Below are 16,702 nucleotides of genomic sequence, written 5' to 3' on the forward strand. Positions count from 1 at the left end.
GACGGGCAGCACGGCCGTGGGCGCCTCCCAGGGCGGTACCTCCGCCGGCGGTGCCGGCTCGGCGTCCGGGCCCGACCGGGCAGGCTCGGGCGCAGCGTCGTCGGCGACGGACGGCGGGGTGTGCTCGGGGCTCTCCCCGGGGATTGCCTCCGACCGGTCACCGGCGGCGTCCTGAGCCGCAGCCTCCGGTTCGGGGACGACCGATCGAGCGTCGTCCTGGCCGTCCTCGGGGTCGTTCGTCCCGTTCTTGCCGCTCACCCGTGTCCTTTCACCGGGGTGCGCCCCGGTTCGGGCACACCACTCGGTATCCAGCCTAATGTCGGATTCCGAGCGCTCCCGATCGGACGGGCGGCCGGAGCGCGCACGGAGAAGCGAAAGACCTCGCGCTGCCGCCAGGTCGGGGGTCAGGCAGCAACGCGAGGTCGCCTGGTTTATCGGTGGTCCCGCCCGGGCGTTACAGACTTCCGAGATTTTTTCCGGACGGGACCGCGGGAAGCGGGACTCAGGCCTCGAGAATGGCGGTCACACCCTGCCCACCTGCAGCGCAGATGGAGATCAGGCCCCGCACGGGCTTGCCGGTCTCCTGCTTCTTCTCATGCAGCATCTTCGCCAGGGACGCGAGAATGCGTCCGCCGGTCGCGGCGAACGGGTGCCCGGCCGCCAGCGACGAGCCGTTGACGTTGAGTTTGGTGCGATCGATGGACCCGAGGGGAGCGTCCAGGCCGAGCCGGCCCTTGCAGTACTCCTCCGACTCGAACGCCTGGAGCGTGGCCAGCACGACGGAGGCGAACGCCTCGTGGATCTCGTAGAAGTCGAAGTCCTGCAGGGTCAGGCCGTTGCGGCGCAACAGGCGCGGGATCGCGTAGGTGGGGGCCATGAGCAGGCCGTCACCTCCGTGGACGTAGTCGACGGCCGCGGTTTCCGAGTCCACGAGGTAGGCGAGCACGGGGAGCCTGCGCTCCGCGGCCCACTCCTCGGAGGACAGCAGCGCCGCCGACGCACCGTCGGTGAGCGGGGTCGAATTGCCCGCGGTCATGGTGGCGTCGCCGAGCTTGACTCCGAACACCGGCTTCAGGCCGGAGAGCTTCTCGACGGTCGAGTCCGGGCGCAGGTTGTCGTCGCGGGTGAGGCCCAGGAAGGGGGTGACGAGATCGTCGAAGAAGCCCCGGTCGTAGGCGGCGGCCATGTTGCGGTGGCTCGCGGCGGCGAGTTCGTCCTGCGCCTCGCGGGAGATGCCGAACTCCTTGGTGGTGACGGCCGCGTGTTCCCCCATGGACAACCCCGTGCGGGCCTCGCCGTTGCGGGGGATCTCGACACCGAGCATCGACGGCCGGACCTGGCCGAGCAGCTTGATGCGGTCCCCCGTCGAACGGGCCCGGTTGAGGGAGAGCAGGAACTCGCGCAGTTCGTTGTTGACACCGATGGGGGCGTCGGAGGTGGTGTCGACTCCGCCGCCGATGCCGGCCTCGATGCGGCCGGCGGCGATGGCGTCCCCCACGGAGATCACCGACTGCAGGCCGGTGCCGCAGGCCTGCTGCAGGTCCCAGGCGGGGGTGTGGGGGTTCAGCGCGCTGCCGAGCACGCACTCGCGGATCAGGTTGAAGTCGCGACTGTGCTTGAGGACGGCACCGCCGACGACGGCACCGAGCCGCTCACCCTGCAGATTGAACCGGCTCACCAGGCCGTCGAGCGTGGCGGTGAACATGTCCTGGTTCGAGGCGCGGGCGTACGTGCGGTCCGACCGGGCGAACGGGATCCGGTTGCCGCCGAGGATTGCGACACGGCGCAGCTGCGTGGAACGGGCGGTGGTGGTCACTGACGTCTCCCGGGATGCTGGTGGATGATGGCGGTGAGTACGGGCTCTCGCTACTATTCTTACTCGCGAGTAAGTTCATTGTCGACACCACATCGTCGGCCCCTCCCGACAATACCGACGTCCGAACCAGAGAAGGTGGAATCGTGGCTGAAACCAAGACCGCCCCCGGCCTCTACGCCCAGTTGATCGGGTCCGCGCCCGGAGCATTCCTCGCCAAGCAGTTCGGCCTGCCGCAGCCGGAGAAGCTGCGCCGGTACGAGCCGGGGCAGCCGCCGCTGGCGGGCCCGCTGCTCCTCGGGGGCAACGGCCGCCTCGTCGAACCGATCCGCACGCTGCTGTCCGACTACCCCTTCGCCGACCCCGCCGACACCGAGTACGGCGCGCTCGTCTTCGACGCCACCGGCATCACGGACGTCGCCGGGCTGGAACAGCTGTTCACCTTCTTCCAGCCCGCCATCAAGGGCCTCGGTCCGAGCGGACGTGTCGTCGTGCTCGGCACCACCCCGGAGGAGGCGTCCTCCGTGGACGAGCGCATCGCCCAGCGCGCGCTCGAGGGCTTCACCCGCAGCGTCGGCAAGGAGCTGCGCCGGGGGGCCACGGCGCAACTGGTGTACGTCTCCCCCGACGCCGCCACCGGACTCTCCGGTCTCGAATCCACGCTGCGTTTCCTGCTGTCCGCGAAGTCCGCTTTCGTCTCCGGTCAGGTGATCCGTGTCGGAGCCGGCGACGCGACGGCGCCCGAATCGTGGGAGCGTCCGCTCGCGGGGAAGGTGGCCGTCGTGACCGGCGCCGCCCGCGGCATCGGCGCCACGATCGCTGAGGTACTCGCCCGCGACGGCGCGCACGTCGTCTGCGCGGACGTGCCGGCGGCCGGCGACGCCCTGTCGCAGACGGCGAACAAGGTCGGTGGGGTCTCCCTCGCACTGGACGTCACCGCCCCGGACGCGGGCGACAAGCTCGCCGACTACCTGCTCGAGCGGCACGGCGGCGCCGACGTCATCGTCCACAACGCCGGCATCACCCGCGACAAGCTGCTCGCCAACATGGACGCCGCGCGGTGGAACGCCGTCATGGCCGTGAATCTGCTCGCCCCCCAGAAGATCACCGAGAAACTGGTCGAGCGGGGCGCACTGAAGGAGGGCGGCCGGGTGGTCGACGTGTCGTCGATCGCCGGCATCGCCGGCAACCGCGGCCAGACCAACTACGGCGCGTCCAAGGCGGGCGTCATCGGCATGGTGCAGGCGACCGCGCCCGTGCTGGCCGAGAAGAACATCACCGTCAACGCCGTCGCGCCCGGCTTCATCGAGACGGCCATGACCGCAGCCATCCCGGTGGCCACCCGCGAGGCCGGCCGGCTGATGAGTTCGCTGCAGCAGGGCGGGCAGACCGTCGACGTCGCCGAGACCGTCGCCTGGTTCGCCAACCCGGCGTCGAGCGCGGTCACCGGCCAGGTCGTGCGCGTGTGCGGCCAGTCCATGCTGGGGGCGTGATGGCTGTCGTCGAACTTTCTTCACGCCCTTCGACTCTCGACGTCTACTCCCGGGCGGTGCTCTCGGCGCTGCCGGTCGTGGGTGCTTCCGGCGACAGCCTGCCCGACGACACCCTCGTGCTGCGCGGCCTGCGCGTGGACCCGGACAACCTGGCCGGGTACACGAAGGTGTGCGGGCTGCGCTTCGGCGACACACTGCCGCTGACCTACCCGTTCACCCTCACGTTTCCCGTCGTGATGAAGCTGATGGTGTCGAAGGGCTTCCCTTTCCCCGCCGTCGGTTCCGTTCACGCCGAGAACGTGATCGAGCAGTTGCGGCCCGTGTCCGTGACCGAGCCGCTGGATCTGAGGGTGCATGCCGAGAACCTGCGGGAACACCGCAAGGGCCTGCTCGTCGACCTGGTGAGCGAGATCAGCGTCGGCCGGGAGCCGGTGTGGCGGCAGACGTCGTCGTTCCTGCGCCAGCAGCGCACCTCGCTGTCGGATCAGCCGAAGCCCGAACCGAAGGCCGAGGAGATCCCGCCGGTGCCGACGTCGACGTTGCGGGTGGACCAGAAGACGATCGACCGCTACGCCTCGATCTCGGGTGACCGCAACCCGATCCACGTCTCGCGGCTCGGCGCCAAGGCGTTCGGGTTCCCCAGGCCCATCGCGCACGGCATGTGGAGCGCGGCCGCGGCACTGCGGGCCGTGGAGGGCCGCATCCCGTCGCACGCGACGTACTCGGTCCGGTTCGGCAAGCCGGTCCTGTTGCCCGCGACCGTGAATCTGTACGCCGCGCGCGCCGCCGCCGGCTGGGACCTGGCGCTGCGCGACCCGAAGAAGGGCTACCCGCACCTCACCGCCACCCTGCGCTGAGAGCGGCTGCGCCGCAGTCCGCACTCACACGCTGAACCATCGACGCACCGCCACCGCCGTGCGTGTTTTCGGTAGTACCGACTACCGAAAACACGCACGGCGTCGCTGACTCTGGCGTCCCTCACTCCGAAGACGTCCGCGTCGCGAAGTGGCTCTATTTACAAATCTTCTCCTTTGTCTACCGCGCCGACCCAAACTGATGTACTGTCCAAGAGACAGTGAGCTGGCTCATACCAGCTCCTCCGCGGATCACGGGACAGGGAGGTCGAACGGTGACGACGTCGGACATCGGCCGGCACGCGCACACGCCGGTGGAACAGTGGCGCGATCGCAAGCGGTATCTGTGGCTCATGGGGCTGATCCCGCCCACGGCGATCTTCCTCGCGACGGCGCTGGTCTGGGGATTCAACCAACTCGGCTGGACCGCGGTCTCGTCGGTGTGGTGGTGGATCGGTCCCCTGCTGGTGTACGTGCTGCTGCCGATCCTCGACCGGTTCTTCGGCCCCGACGGGCAGAATCCGCCCGACGAGGTGATGGAGATGCTCGAGAACGACAAGTACTACCGGTACTGCACCTACGCCTACATCCCGTTCCAGCTGGCCAGCCTCGTCTTCGCCTGCTACCTGTGGTCGGCCACGGACCTGTCCTGGCTGGGGATCGACGGCGGCCTGGGTCTGGTCTCGAAGATCGGCCTGGCGTTCAGCGTCGGCGTGATGGGGGGCGTCGGGATCAACACCGCCCACGAACTCGGCCACAAGAAGGACGACCTCGAACGGTGGCTGTCGAAGATCACCCTGGCCCAGACCGGCTACGGCCACTTCTACATCGAACACAACCGCGGCCACCACGTGCGGGTCTCCACCCCGGAGGACCCGGCCTCGGCCCGTTTCGGCGAATCGTTCTGGGCGTTCCTGCCGCGCAGCGTGTGGGGCAGCCTGAAGTCGTCGTGGGAGCTCGAGAAGACCCGCCTGCAGCGACTCGGCAAGAGCCCGTGGACCCTGCGCAACGACGTCCTCAACGCGTGGGCGATGTCGGTGGTCCTGTTCGGCGTGCTCGTCGCGGTGTTCGGCCCGGTCATCGTTCCGTTCCTGATCCTGCAGGCCGTCTACGGTTTCTCCCTGCTCGAGACGGTGAACTACCTCGAGCACTACGGACTGCTGCGGCAGAAGACGGCCTCGGGCCGGTACGAGCGCTGCACCCCCGCGCACAGCTGGAATTCCGACCACATCGTCACCAACATCTTCCTGTACCACCTGCAGCGACACAGCGACCACCACGCCAACCCGACGCGCCGCTACCAGACCCTGCGAAGCATGGACGGCGCCCCCAACCTGCCCAGCGGCTACGCGAGCATGATCGGCCTCGCCTACATTCCGCCGCTGTGGCGCAAGGTGATGGACCATCGCGTCGTCGAGCACTACGACGGCGACCTCACCCGAGCCAACATCCAGCCTCGCAAGCGCGACAAGGTTCTCGCGCAGTACGGAGCACAGTGATGGCCGCCTACGAATGCCCGGTGTGCAACTACGTCTACGACGAGACCGCCGGCGCGCCGCGCGAGGGTTTCCCCGCCGGCACCCCCTGGGACGCGATTCCCGACGACTGGTGCTGCCCCGACTGCGGGGTCCGCGAGAAGATCGACTTCGAAGGACGCTGAGATGACCACCGACTACAAGCTGTTCCGTTGCCTGCAGTGCGGATTCGAGTACGACGAGGCCGAGGGCTGGCCCGAGGACGGCATCGAGCCCGGCACCCGCTGGGACGACATCCCCGACGACTGGTCCTGCCCGGACTGCGGCGCCGCCAAGTCCGACTTCGAGATGGTCGAGGTCAGCCGGACGTGACCGAGACGATCGTCGTCGTCGGCACCGGGGTGGCCGGCGCGACCGCCGCACAGACCCTGCGCAACGAAGGCTTCGCCGGCCGTGTCGTGCTGATCGGCGAGGAGGCCGCACTGCCGTACCGGCGGCCGGTGCTCTCGAAGGACCTGCTCGCCGGCAGGATCACCGACGAGAAGGCGCAACTCGAACCGGCCGGCTACTGGACCGACCACGACATCGAATTGCGCACCGAGACCCGGGTCGTCGAACTCGACCCGGAACGTCACCGACTCCGGCTGTGGGACAACGAGATCGTCGAGTACGACGCGGTGATCCTGGCGACGGGTGCGCGCGCCCGTCACCTCGAGCACGACGCCGGGGACCGGGTGCTGAGCCTGCGCACGGCGGAGAACGTCGCGCCGCTGCGGGCCGCGATCGCGTCGCACCGAGCGCTCCTCGTCGTCGGCGCCGGCCTGATCGGCTGCGAGGTCGCCTCCACCGCACGAGAACTGGGAGCCGAGGTCACGGTGCTCGAGAGTGCGCCGTCGCCGCTCGCCCGCATCGTGCCGCCCGCGGTGGCCCGGATGTACGTCGGCCTGCACGCCGAACACGACGTGCCCGTCCACACCGGCGTCGCGCTGCGCTCCCTCACCGGGAGCGACGACGGGGTGCACGCCGTCGCGGAGGACGGCCGCTCCTGGACGGCGGGCACCGCGCTCGTCGCGGTGGGCTCGGTGCCGGACACCGCGCTCGCCCGGGCGGCCGGGCTCACCGTCGGCGACGGCATCGTCGTCGACGAGGCCTACCGCACCTCGGCCGCCGGGGTGTACGCCGCGGGCGACGTGATCGAGCAACCCGACCCGGTACTCGGCGGCCGGCACCGCACGGAGAACTGGAACAGCGCCCGGGCGCAGGGCCTTGCCGCGGCGAAATCCGTTCTCGGGCAGCCGCTCGGCGCCGCGGAGGTGCCGTGGGGCTGGTCCAACCAGTACGGGCACAACCTGCAGTTCGCCGGCTGGTCCCGGCACGACGACGACTACGTGGTGCGCGGGTCGATCGAGGACCGCGACTTCACGGCGCTCGCGCTGCGCGGCGACCGGCTCGTGGGGGCGATCGCCCTCGGCCGTCCGAAGGACATCCGCATCGTGCGCCGGCTCGTGGCCGCCGGCGCCCCGATCGACCGCGCCGCCCTGGCGGACGAGTCCGTCGCACTGGGCGACGTCGCCGGTCGGGGCGCGGCCGTGCCGGCCTCGCTGTAACGGGCAGCCACCTCGGCTCGCCCGGACGACGTCCGGCGGAAGGCTCCCCCGAGGCCCTGCCGGGGCCGTCTCCGGACTGCCCCGACAGGGCCTCGGGGCGTCTCAGCCGTGCTGGTCGGTGCGCTTCTTGCCGGCCAGTCCGCGCCAGGCGAGGTTCTCGAGCAGGTCGGCGGCTTTCTCCACGTCGATCTCGCCGCCCGCGATGCGGTCGGCGACCGCCTCACCGGCACCGACCAGCGCCACCGCCATGATGGCGAAGTCCGTTCCCGGCTCCGGGTCGCGGGTGCTCGACTCCAGCAGATGCGCGGTGAGCTCGATGAGCCGGTCCCGGCTGCTGCGGACCTGCCCGGCGAACGCCTGCTGCGACATCGCCTGGCGGTAGAGCACCATCCACGAGTTGCGGTGGGCGTCGACGAACCCGAGGAACGACTCGAGCGCCACCCGCAGCTGGTCGCGCGGCGTGAGCCCGGGGTCGCCGGCGGGTGTCAGCGCCTCGACGAACCGCTGCCCCTCGCGGCTGATGCACGCGGCGAACAGTTCGTCCTTCGAGCCGTAGTACAGGTAGAGCATCGGCTTGGAGATCTGCGCCCGGGCCGCGATGGCGTCCATCGAGGTATTGTGGAATCCGTTCTCGGAGAAGACCTCCACCGCGGCATCGAGCATCTGCTGTTCCCGCACCGCGCGAGGCAGTCGCTTGGTACCGCCGGCCATGTCTCCTCCAAGTCCCGATGCTCCGATCCTTACTCTAGAGTAAGGATCGGGTTTCCGACGTCGATTCAGCAGTCCAGCGCGCCCTTGGCGCGCGCGACGGTGCGCACCGCGTCGTCCACCCGCGCGGCCGGGAGCTCCCCCGTCGCCACCGCCTGCTCGAGGTGGTCGAGCACCCGCGGGACGTCGTCGGTGGACAGCCACAGCGCCTGGTCCACCCCGGCGGCGAGCGCCGCCTGCACCGCCTCGGTGATGTCGTACGTATCGGTGATGGCCCGCATCCCCGACAGGTCGTCGGTGAAGACCACCCCGTCGAACGGCGGGGCGCCGTAGCCCGTTCCGGAACGCAGCAACTGCACGGCCTGCGGGCTGATGCTCGCCGGCACGCCCTCGGTCAGACCCGGCACGTCCAGGTGCCCGAGCATCACCGCGACCCCGGAATCGACGAGCTCCCGGTACGGCACCAGGTCCACCTGCTGCAGCTGCTCGAGCGGCGGCGCGGTGACCGCACCGGTGTGCGAGTCGCCCGACGCCGAACCGTGGCCCGGGAAGTGCTTGAGCACCGGCAGGATTCCCGCGTCGCGCAGCCCGCGCGCGTAGGCGCCGGCGTACTGCACCACCACCTGCGGATCGGCGGAGAAGGAACGGTCGCCGATCACCGCGTCGTCGGGCTGGCTGCTCACGTCCACGTCGGGGGCGAAGTCGACGGTGACGCCGAGCTCGCGGAGCTCCCGGCCACGCTCCAGTGCCATCCGGTAGGTCTCTTCCACCGTCATGGTCTGCGCCGTCACCCGCGCCGACGGATCGGGACCCAGCAGCGCCCCGACGCGCGAGACCCGGCCGCCCTCCTCGTCGATGGTGACCATCAGCGGCAGCCGGCTCGCCGCCGTCACCTGCGGGATCTCCCGGTTCGCCAGCATCGACACATCGGTCCAGCTGCCGACGAAGATCCCGCCGATCTGTTCGGACCGCACCGCCTCGAGTGCGTCGGCCGTGCCCGTGACGCCGACGTTGAGCAGCTGCGCCAGCCGCTGCCGCACCGTCAGCGACGCGAGCAGCTCGTCGCCGCACGCCGGTGCGGCGGACGCGGTCGCCATGGGGGCGGGCGACGGTGGCTGCGCGACGGCCGAGGTGTCCTGCGACGTGGGCGCAGCCGTGGACTCGGCGGCCCGGGGAGCGTCCTGTCCTCCGCACCCGGCGACGGCGAGGACGGCCGCGACCGCGACGGTGAGGGTGTGACGGATCCGCATGGCCTCCGACGGTAGCCGACCACCACCGTGCCGGTCCCCACGACCCGCGGCGGCGGGTGGTCCCCACGGCCCACGACGGCCGGTAAAGTGTCCCCCAAGGACCGCCACGACAGCAGGGATTCGTGATGCCCGCAGATCTCATCCTCATCGCCTACGACGGCTCCGAGAACGCCAAGCGGGCCGTGGAATATGCGGGGCGATTCCTCGCCTCGTGCCGCGCCGTCGTCGTCACGGCCTGGGAACCGATGGTCCGTCAGGCCGCCCGCATGTCCGGGCTGTCGGGGGTGATGCAGCCGGAGTGGGTCCCCGACGAGGAGACCGAGGACGTCGCCCTCACCGACGCGAAGGTGATCAACGCGGAGGGACTCGACCTGGCCCGCTCCGCCGGCCTCGCCGCGGAGGGCCGCACCCTCGAGGTGGTCAGTGCCGTGTGGACCGCCATCGTCGAGGCCGCCGACGAGCTGAACGTCGACATCATCGTCACCGGCACCCGCGGCACCACCGGCCTGCGCTCGCTGCTGCAGTCCTCGGTGGCCGACCATGTGCTGCGGCACAGCCACCGGCCCGTGCTGATCGTCCCGCCGGGACGCTAGCCGCGGCGCGAACCGCACGCGGGCGAGGATATCGTCGACCCACCATGGACGGTTTCCTGCTCTCCCGCGCCGATCGCACCGTGCACACCACCGGGACGCGCCGCCGGTTCACCGACATCGCCGAGGCCTCCCTCGCGTTGCGCCGCGGTGAGGCCGACCTGATCGTGGGCGCGCTGCCGTTCGACCCCGAGCGTCCGGCCGCGCTGACCCAGCCCGAAACCGCCGAGGTGACCGGCGCGGCGTGGCAGCCGCCGGACGCCCTGCCCGGCCTGCCCACGGCGCGGATCGCCGCGCAGACCCCGGCGCCGGAGCAACACGTCGCGCGGGTCGCGGCACTGCGCGACCGGCTCGGCCGCGGCGAACTCGACAAGGTCGTCGCCGCCCGCTCGGTCACGCTCGTCGCGAACACCCCTGTCGACCCGCTCGCCCTCGCGGCCCGGATGGCCGAACGCCACCCCACCGCCCACGTCTACGCGGTGGATCTGAGCGCCGCCGGCGAGCGGTACCGCGGTCACACCCTGGTCGGTGCGACGCCCGAGCTGTTGGTCAGCCGTCGCGGCGACGCCGTGACGTGCCGTCCACTCGCCGGCACCGCCGCGCGCTGCGCCGACCCGGACGCCGACCGGGAGGCGGGCCGCCAGTTGCTCGCCTCGGCGAAGAACCTCGCCGAGCACGCCTTCGTCATCGAGTGGATCCGCGCCCGCCTGGCCCCGCTGTGCGGTGACCTGCAGATCCCCGGCACGCCCGTGCTGACCGCGACGAGCGACGTGTGGCACCTGGCCACCCCGATCACCGGCACCCTGCGCGATCCCGGGACGGACGTCCTGACCCTGGCCGCGGCGCTGCACCCGACCCCGGCCGTGGCCGGCACTCCCACCGAGGCCGCGCTCGCCGCGATCCGCGGCACGGAGGGCGACCGTCGCTTCTACGGCGGAGCGGTGGGGTGGTGCGACGCGAACGGCGACGGGGACTGGCTGGTGGCGATCCGCTGCGCCGAACTCAGCGCCGACGGCAGGCGTGCCCTCGCGTGGGGCGGCGGGGGCATCGTCGCGGCATCCGATCCGCAGGCCGAACTCGACGAGACCACCGCGAAGCTGCGCACACTGCTCGGCGTGCTCGGCCTCTAGGCCGCCACGAGTGGAGCACGCCACAGTTGTCCCCGTGCGGGTGATACCTTGACGCGGAGCGCGACGACACCGGTTCGGATCCGGCGACGGGCGCGCGCGACGGATGTCGGCTCACACGGGAGCCGACGATGGACGATGGGGAGATGGGTATGGCGAAGTTCGTGGGCCCGGGCCTGGCCAGCGCGGCGATCGGTGCCGTCCTCGGCGCCGTGGCGGTGTTCGGCGTCACGGCGGCGGTTCAGGAGAACACCCGCCCGCAGGTCGACCGCAGCGGCAACGCCGATTCCTCCCTGCTGAACCAGGTTGAGTACGGCAGCCGCTGACGGCGCCGTCCACGCGACGAGTTCACGCACTTCCCACGGCACGGCACCCCACCCCGGTGGGGCACCGTCCGCCGACCCCTTCTCCAGGCGGTGGTTGTACGGGGCCGCCGTGGTGTCGCTGCTGCTGGCGTTCGCGCAGGCCCCCGGCCTGATCGTCGCCGACACCAAGTACGACCTGACCCAGAATCCCCTCGGGTTCCTCACCCGCGCCGCCCACCAGTGGAGCAGCATCGCGCCGCTCGGCCAGGTACAGAACCAGGCGTACGGCTACTTCTTCCCGCACGGTTCCTTCTTCGCCGTCGGCCAGCTCCTGCACATCCCCCCGTGGATCACCCAGCGGGTGTGGTGGGCGCTGCTGCTGCTCGCCGGGTTCTGGGGCGTGGTGCGGCTCGCGGAGGCGCTCGGCGTCGGTAACCGTGGTTCCCGGCTGATCGCCGCGGCGGCGTTCGCGCTCTCCCCCCGCGTGCTGACCACCCTGGGATCCATCTCGTCGGAGACGCTGCCGATGATGCTGGCGCCGTGGGTGCTGCTGCCGCTCGTGCGCTACCTCGACGGCGACGGGTCGTATTCCGCTCGACGAGCGGCAGCGCCGTATTCCGCTCGACGAGCGGCAGCGTCGTATTCCGCTCGACGAGCGGCAGCGCAGTCCGCCGTCGCCGTCGCGCTCATGGGTGCGATCAACGCCGTCGCCACCGTCGCCGCGTGCCTCGTCGCCGGGCTGTGGTGGCTGGCACACCGCCCGAACCGGCGATGGTGGCGGTTCACGCTGTGGTGGATCCCGGCCTGCGTCGTCGCGGTGCTGTGGTGGATCGTGCCGCTGCTGCTGCTCGGCCGCGTCAGCCCGCCGTTCCTGGACTACATCGAATCGTCCGGGGTGACCACGCAGTGGACCTCGCTGGCGGAGGTGCTGCGCGGCACCGACAGCTGGACCCCGTTCGTCTCCCCCGAGCGCATCGCCGGCGCGGTGCTGGTCACCCAGCCCGCGGCGGTCCTCGTCACCGGTCTGCTCGCGGCCGCGGGCCTGGCGGGACTGGCGATGCGTTCGATGCCCGCCCGGGGGCGGTGGACGCTGATCCTGTTCGCCGGCATCGCCGGGCTGGCCGCCGGGTACGTCGGTGACCTCGGCTCGCCGATCGCCGAGCAGGTCCGGCACTTCCTGGATTCGACCGGCGCCCCGCTGCGCAACGTGCACAAGCTCGAGCCGCTGGTGCGGTTGCCGCTCGTGCTCGGGCTCGCGCATCTGCTGCGCCGGGTGCCGCTGCCCGGCGCGGTGCCGTGGCGGCAGGCCCGGACCGCGTTCGCGCATCCCGAGCGGCAGCCCATGGTCGCGTTCGCCACCCTGATCCTCGTGGCGCTGACCCTCGCGACGTCGCTCGCGTGGACCGGCCGGCTCGCCCCGCGCGGTGCCTACGATGCGGTGCCCGGATACTGGCACGAGACCGCCGCGTGGCTCGACGAGCACACCCGTGGGGAACGCGCGCTGATCGTGCCGGGCGCCCCCTTCGGCAGCCAGATCTGGGGCCTGACCCGCGACGAGCCCCTCCAGGCGCTCGCGTCGACGCCGTGGGCCTCCCGCGACGCCGTGCCCCTCGTGCCGCCGGGCGCGATCCGGGCCCTGGACTCGGTGCAGCGGCACATCGCCGACGGCCGGCCCACCCCGGGGCTGGCGGCGACGCTGCGCGGTCAGGGCATCGGGTACGTGGTGATCCGCAACGACCTCGACCCGGAGACGTCGCCGTCGGCGCGGCCGGTGCTCGTGCACCGGGCGATCGAGGGTTCCCCCGGGCTGGTCCGGGTCGCGGAGTTCGGCAACGAGATCACCCGGAACTTCGAGGAGGGCTTCACCGCCGACTCCGACCTGCGGCCGGCGTACCCGGCGGTCGAGATCTACCGCGTGGACCTGCCCGGCGCTCCGGTCGGGCCGTACGCGGTGGACGCGGCCGACGTGCCCCGGGTGCAGGGCGGCCCCGAGGCCCTGCTGCGCCTCGACGACGCCGAGCCGGGCAGCACCGGCCCCGCCCTGCTCGCCGCCGACGCGAACCGCGCGGGTCTGCCCGTCGACGACGTCCTCGTCACCGACACCCCCACCGCCCGTGAGACCGACTACGGCCAGGTCGACCACCACAGCTCGGCGATCCGTGCCGCCGGCGACCCGCGGCGCACCTACAACCTCGTACCGGACTATCCGGTGCCGGACACCGACCTCGTGCATGCCGAATGGGAGGGCGCCCGGATCAGTGTGTCCAGCTCCGCGTCCGACGCCACCCAGCTCGGCGGCACCTCCGTGGGCAGCGGACCGGCGGCCACCGTCGACGGCGATCCCACCACCGGCTGGCACAGCAACGGCCTCGAGTCCGCGGTCGGCCAGTGGCTGCAGCTCGACCTGGACCGGCCCCTCGAGGCCGGGCTGCTGCGGTTGAGCACCAGCCCCGGCGCGCTCGGCCCCGCGGTGAAATGGCTCGAGGTGACCACCGACCGCGGCAGCACGGCCGTGCGCGTCGAGAAACCCGGCCGCGAACAGACCGTGGCGCTGCCGCTCGGACGGACGACCTGGATCCGGATCACCTCCACCCGCACCGAGGACGGGTCGGTGGGCAACCAGTTCGGGCTGACCGAGGTGGCGGTGGACGACTTCACCGACCGCGACAACCCCCGGCCGGTCGACATCCGGCAGCGGATCGTGCTGCCGGACGTCGTCGCCGGGGCGACGGTGCGGGGCTGGAATCTCGGTCAGGAACTGCCCGGCCGCGGCGGCTGCGTCGACACCCCCGATCGGGTGCGGTGTGCGCGGGGTCTGGCCGTCGCAGCCGAGGAGCCGAACCTGTTCACCCGCACCCTGTCGGTGCCCGACGCGACGTCGGTGACGCCGCAACCGTGGGTGCGGGCCCGGCCCGGCCCGGCCCTCGCCGAGATCGCCGCGCTGCCGGACCGGGTGGTCGCCCGCGGCGCCGCCGACGTCGTCGACCTGCAGGGCTCCGCGTTCGCCGCGACCGACGGTGATCCGCGCACCACGTGGACGGCGTCGGAGGAGTCGGTGCGCCCCGGCGCGCCGCGACCGACCGTCACGCTCGACCTGCCGTCCCCGCAGCTGGTGACCGGCCTGGAGGTGACCGCGGGCCTGGGACCGCTGCCGGCGCGCCCGACCCGCGTCGCCGTCGACCTCGGCAGCGGACCGCAGGTGCGCGACGTCGAATCATCAACGACGACAATTGATCTCGAACCACACGTGACGGATCGGGTGGTGCTCGGCCTGGTCGGCTGGGAGGACGTGCTGGACCAGACGGTGCTCGGCTTCGCGAAGGTCGTCCCGCCGGGTCTGGCGGAGGTGACCGTCCTCGGCCCGGACGGTCCGATCGGTCCGCAGGATCCGGTGTACGACCGGCAGGTCACGGTCGGCTGCGACACCGGGCCCGTGCTCACCGTCGACGGACGCAGCTACCGGACCTCGGTCACCGCGACCGTCGCGGACCTCGCCGCCGGTGTCGAGGTGCCGGCCACCTTGTGCGACGAGACCGTCGCGCCGCTGCCCGCCGGGCGCGTCGACGTCGAGATCGACCCGGGCCAGGCGTTCACCGTCGGGACGCTGCGGCTCCCGGTTCCCGGCGCCGCGAGCCCGCCGGCAGCCGAACCCACCGAACTCGCCGTCGGCACCTGGACGGAGAACCTGCGCGAGCTCGAGGTGCCCGCGTCCGAACGGGACCGGCTCGTCGTCGTGCCGGAGAGCACCAACGTCGGCTGGGTCGCCACGGCCGCGGACGGCACCGAACTGACACCCGTGGTGGTCGACGGCTGGCAGCAGGGCTGGGTCGTGCCCGCCGGGACCGGCGGCACCGTGACCCTCGAATTCGCCACCGACCGGTGGTATCGCCTCGGCATCTTCGGCGGCCTGCTCCTGCTGCTGCCGCTGTTCGCGCTCGCGGCGTGGCCGCGCCGGCGCACCGTCGCCGACCCGGGGCCGTCGCCCCGGGTCTGGGGCAGTACCACCGTCGGCTTCGCCGGCGTGCTGGCCGTCGCGGTCCTCGCGGCCGGCGCGGTGGGCGCGGCGACGACGGTCGTGGCGGCAGCGGCGATCGTGGCGGTGGGCGCCCGCTGGGGCCGCGACGTGGCTGCCCGCACGCTGGTCGTCGTGACCGGATGCGCCACCATGACGGCGATGGCGTTGCTGTCCACCGGGCCGTGGCGGGCGCCGGACGGCTACGTCGGGCACTCGGTCGCCGTCCAGTTCGCCGCGCTGTGCGGGCTCGTCGCGCTGGGAATCGCGGCGCTGCCGGTCTCGGTCAGGGCGCGGCGGAATCTGCGACGCGTTCTGCGGTGGAGGCGACGCGGCTCTGACGGCGCCTGACCTCCCGGCGCACCGGTTCCTCGACGAGGGCGTAGCTGACCGACGCGACGGCGATGCTCAGCACCAGAGTCACCGTGAGCACGAACCAGAAGTCGCCCTGGAACGGGATGAGACCGAAGACCGGGAAGACGATGGACAGCACGGCCAGGTGCCAGATGAAGATGCCGTACGACCATCGGCCCACGGTCAGCGCCGGACCGCTCGCCAGGATGCGGTGCTCGGCGCGCGGCGCCAGGACGAGGGGCGCCAGCAGTGCGAAGCTCATGAGGGCGCCGAGCAGGATCTTGCCGTTGTACTGCCACGGATCGATCTTCACGAGGCCTTCCGGCCCGCCGAGGGCCGTGGTGGACAGCGCGAACGCGGCCACGGCGACCACCGCCATGAGCACCCGGTGCGCCGCGAGGCGGTGCACCCAGGTCCGCTCGCCCGTCACGAGCTCCGCGAGCACCATGCCGGCGGCGAACCACGGCAGATAGCCGGGCAGCCAGTTGTCGTGGTTGATGTGGTCCGGGGTGGGAACCGGCAGCCACGCCCACACCAGCGACAGCGCACTCAGGGCGAGCAACAGCGGGACGCGGAACCGGGCCCGTTCGCCACGCAGACCGGCGAGCGCCGCGGCGAACAGCGGCAGCAGCAGGTAGAAGGCCACCTCCACCGACAGGCTCCACATCTGGGTGAGCCCCTCGGTGAGACTCAGCGGCACGAACACCTGCACGAGGGTCAGGTTCGCGAGCCACAGCCGCCACCCGCCGCCCGCCTCGGGCAGCAGGAGCAGCACGATGCACACCACCACCCAGTAGGCAGGCAGGATGCGGGTGGCCCGGGACAGCAGGTAGCGCCCGGTGGTCGGCGCGGCCCCGAGACCACGCGCGGCCGCCGCGTGCGGCCGCCACAGCAGGAAGCCCGACAGCGCGAAGAACAGGGCGACGGCGAGGTCGAACCGCCCCCAGATGCGGCCGAGCACCGGGTCGTGCACGGCGCCGGTCTGGAATGCCACGTGCGTGATCAGGACGCCGACGGCCGCGAATCCGCGCATGCCCTCGAGCGCCGGCAGGAAGCCGGAGACGGCGGGAGCCGAGGCGGTGGGGGGGGCACTGCTGGTCATCGACGACAGTCT

At 71.9% G+C, this 16,702-nt stretch carries 14 protein-coding genes and 1 pseudogene; 10 read left to right on the plus strand and 5 right to left on the minus strand.

The annotated features are described in order from the left end of the window. A pseudogene (locus tag RR3_RS17010) lies at positions 1–258 on the minus strand (VanW family protein); the annotation flags it as partial. Positions 259–502: 244 nt separating this feature from the next. Continuing rightward, positions 503–1,816 carry an acetyl-CoA C-acetyltransferase gene (locus RR3_RS17015; RefSeq protein WP_010593511.1) on the minus strand — a complete coding sequence of 438 codons (1,314 nt, stop codon included), beginning with the start codon at positions 1,814–1,816 and terminating at the stop codon, positions 503–505. Between the two features lie 143 nt (positions 1,817–1,959). On the opposite strand from RR3_RS17015, the gene RR3_RS17020 reads away from it, so the two are divergent. The 6 genes from RR3_RS17020 to RR3_RS17045 all read left to right on the plus strand — a co-directional run bounded on the left by RR3_RS17020 (position 1,960) and on the right by RR3_RS17045 (position 7,242). After that, complete coding sequence (locus RR3_RS17020; protein ID WP_010593512.1) at positions 1,960–3,306, plus strand: 3-oxoacyl-ACP reductase; 1,347 nt, start codon at positions 1,960–1,962, stop codon at positions 3,304–3,306. Next, the gene (locus tag RR3_RS17025) at positions 3,306–4,163 is read left to right on the plus strand and encodes a MaoC family dehydratase (protein WP_040274936.1); all 858 of its coding nucleotides are present in this window, start codon (positions 3,306–3,308) and stop codon (positions 4,161–4,163) included. The genes RR3_RS17020 and RR3_RS17025 overlap by 1 nt, the downstream gene beginning before the upstream one ends. Positions 4,164–4,435: 272 nt before the next feature. Next, the gene (locus RR3_RS17030) at positions 4,436–5,659 is read left to right on the plus strand and encodes an alkane 1-monooxygenase (protein ID WP_010593515.1); all 1,224 of its coding nucleotides are present in this window, start codon (positions 4,436–4,438) and stop codon (positions 5,657–5,659) included. Next, positions 5,659–5,820 carry a rubredoxin gene (locus RR3_RS17035; RefSeq protein WP_003939211.1) on the plus strand — a complete coding sequence of 54 codons (162 nt, stop codon included), beginning with the start codon at positions 5,659–5,661 and terminating at the stop codon, positions 5,818–5,820. The genes RR3_RS17030 and RR3_RS17035 overlap by 1 nt, the downstream gene beginning before the upstream one ends. Before the next feature lies 1 nt (position 5,821). Continuing rightward, positions 5,822–6,007: a rubredoxin gene (locus tag RR3_RS17040; protein ID WP_003939212.1), complete on the plus strand. Its 186-nt coding sequence runs from the start codon at positions 5,822–5,824 to the stop codon at positions 6,005–6,007. Beyond that, the gene (locus tag RR3_RS17045; protein ID WP_010593516.1) at positions 6,004–7,242 is read left to right on the plus strand and encodes an NAD(P)/FAD-dependent oxidoreductase; all 1,239 of its coding nucleotides are present in this window, start codon (positions 6,004–6,006) and stop codon (positions 7,240–7,242) included. Before RR3_RS17040 ends, RR3_RS17045 begins: the two co-directional genes overlap by 4 nt. Positions 7,243–7,344: 102 nt before the next feature. Here the strand turns inward: RR3_RS17045 and RR3_RS17050 are convergent, their stop codons facing one another. Both RR3_RS17050 and RR3_RS17055 read right to left on the minus strand, forming a co-directional pair. Next, the gene (locus tag RR3_RS17050; RefSeq protein ID WP_010593517.1) at positions 7,345–7,953 is read right to left on the minus strand and encodes a TetR/AcrR family transcriptional regulator; all 609 of its coding nucleotides are present in this window, start codon (positions 7,951–7,953) and stop codon (positions 7,345–7,347) included. Positions 7,954–8,018: 65 nt separating this feature from the next. Then, positions 8,019–9,200: a glycoside hydrolase family 3 N-terminal domain-containing protein gene (locus RR3_RS17055; RefSeq protein WP_040274931.1), complete on the minus strand. Its 1,182-nt coding sequence runs from the start codon at positions 9,198–9,200 to the stop codon at positions 8,019–8,021. 125 nt (positions 9,201–9,325) lie between these two features. On the opposite strand from RR3_RS17055, the gene RR3_RS17060 reads away from it, so the two are divergent. From RR3_RS17060 to RR3_RS17075, 4 genes are all read left to right on the plus strand, one after another. Continuing rightward, the gene (locus RR3_RS17060; RefSeq protein WP_010593519.1) at positions 9,326–9,793 is read left to right on the plus strand and encodes a universal stress protein; all 468 of its coding nucleotides are present in this window, start codon (positions 9,326–9,328) and stop codon (positions 9,791–9,793) included. A 44-nt stretch (positions 9,794–9,837) separates the two neighbouring features. After that, positions 9,838–10,920, plus strand: a complete 1,083-nt coding sequence (locus tag RR3_RS17065; protein ID WP_040274928.1) for an isochorismate synthase — start codon at positions 9,838–9,840, stop codon at positions 10,918–10,920. Between the two features lie 149 nt (positions 10,921–11,069). Beyond that, positions 11,070–11,243 carry a DUF2613 domain-containing protein gene (locus tag RR3_RS17070; protein ID WP_003939230.1) on the plus strand — a complete coding sequence of 58 codons (174 nt, stop codon included), beginning with the start codon at positions 11,070–11,072 and terminating at the stop codon, positions 11,241–11,243. A gap of 109 nt (positions 11,244–11,352) precedes the next feature. Next, positions 11,353–15,585 (plus strand): alpha-(1->3)-arabinofuranosyltransferase domain-containing protein, encoded by a 4,233-nt coding sequence (locus tag RR3_RS17075; RefSeq protein WP_174557582.1) that lies wholly within the window; start codon positions 11,353–11,355, stop codon positions 15,583–15,585. Here RR3_RS17075 and RR3_RS17080 read toward each other — a convergent pair. Then, positions 15,521–16,690: an acyltransferase family protein gene (locus RR3_RS17080; RefSeq protein WP_048773160.1), complete on the minus strand. Its 1,170-nt coding sequence runs from the start codon at positions 16,688–16,690 to the stop codon at positions 15,521–15,523. The two genes, RR3_RS17075 and RR3_RS17080, sit on opposite strands and share 65 nt — an antisense overlap. Positions 16,691–16,702: the final 12 nt, after the last annotated feature.

It is taken from the genome of Rhodococcus ruber NBRC 15591, from assembly GCF_001894945.1.
Taxonomy (GTDB): domain Bacteria; phylum Actinomycetota; class Actinomycetes; order Mycobacteriales; family Mycobacteriaceae; genus Rhodococcus; species Rhodococcus ruber.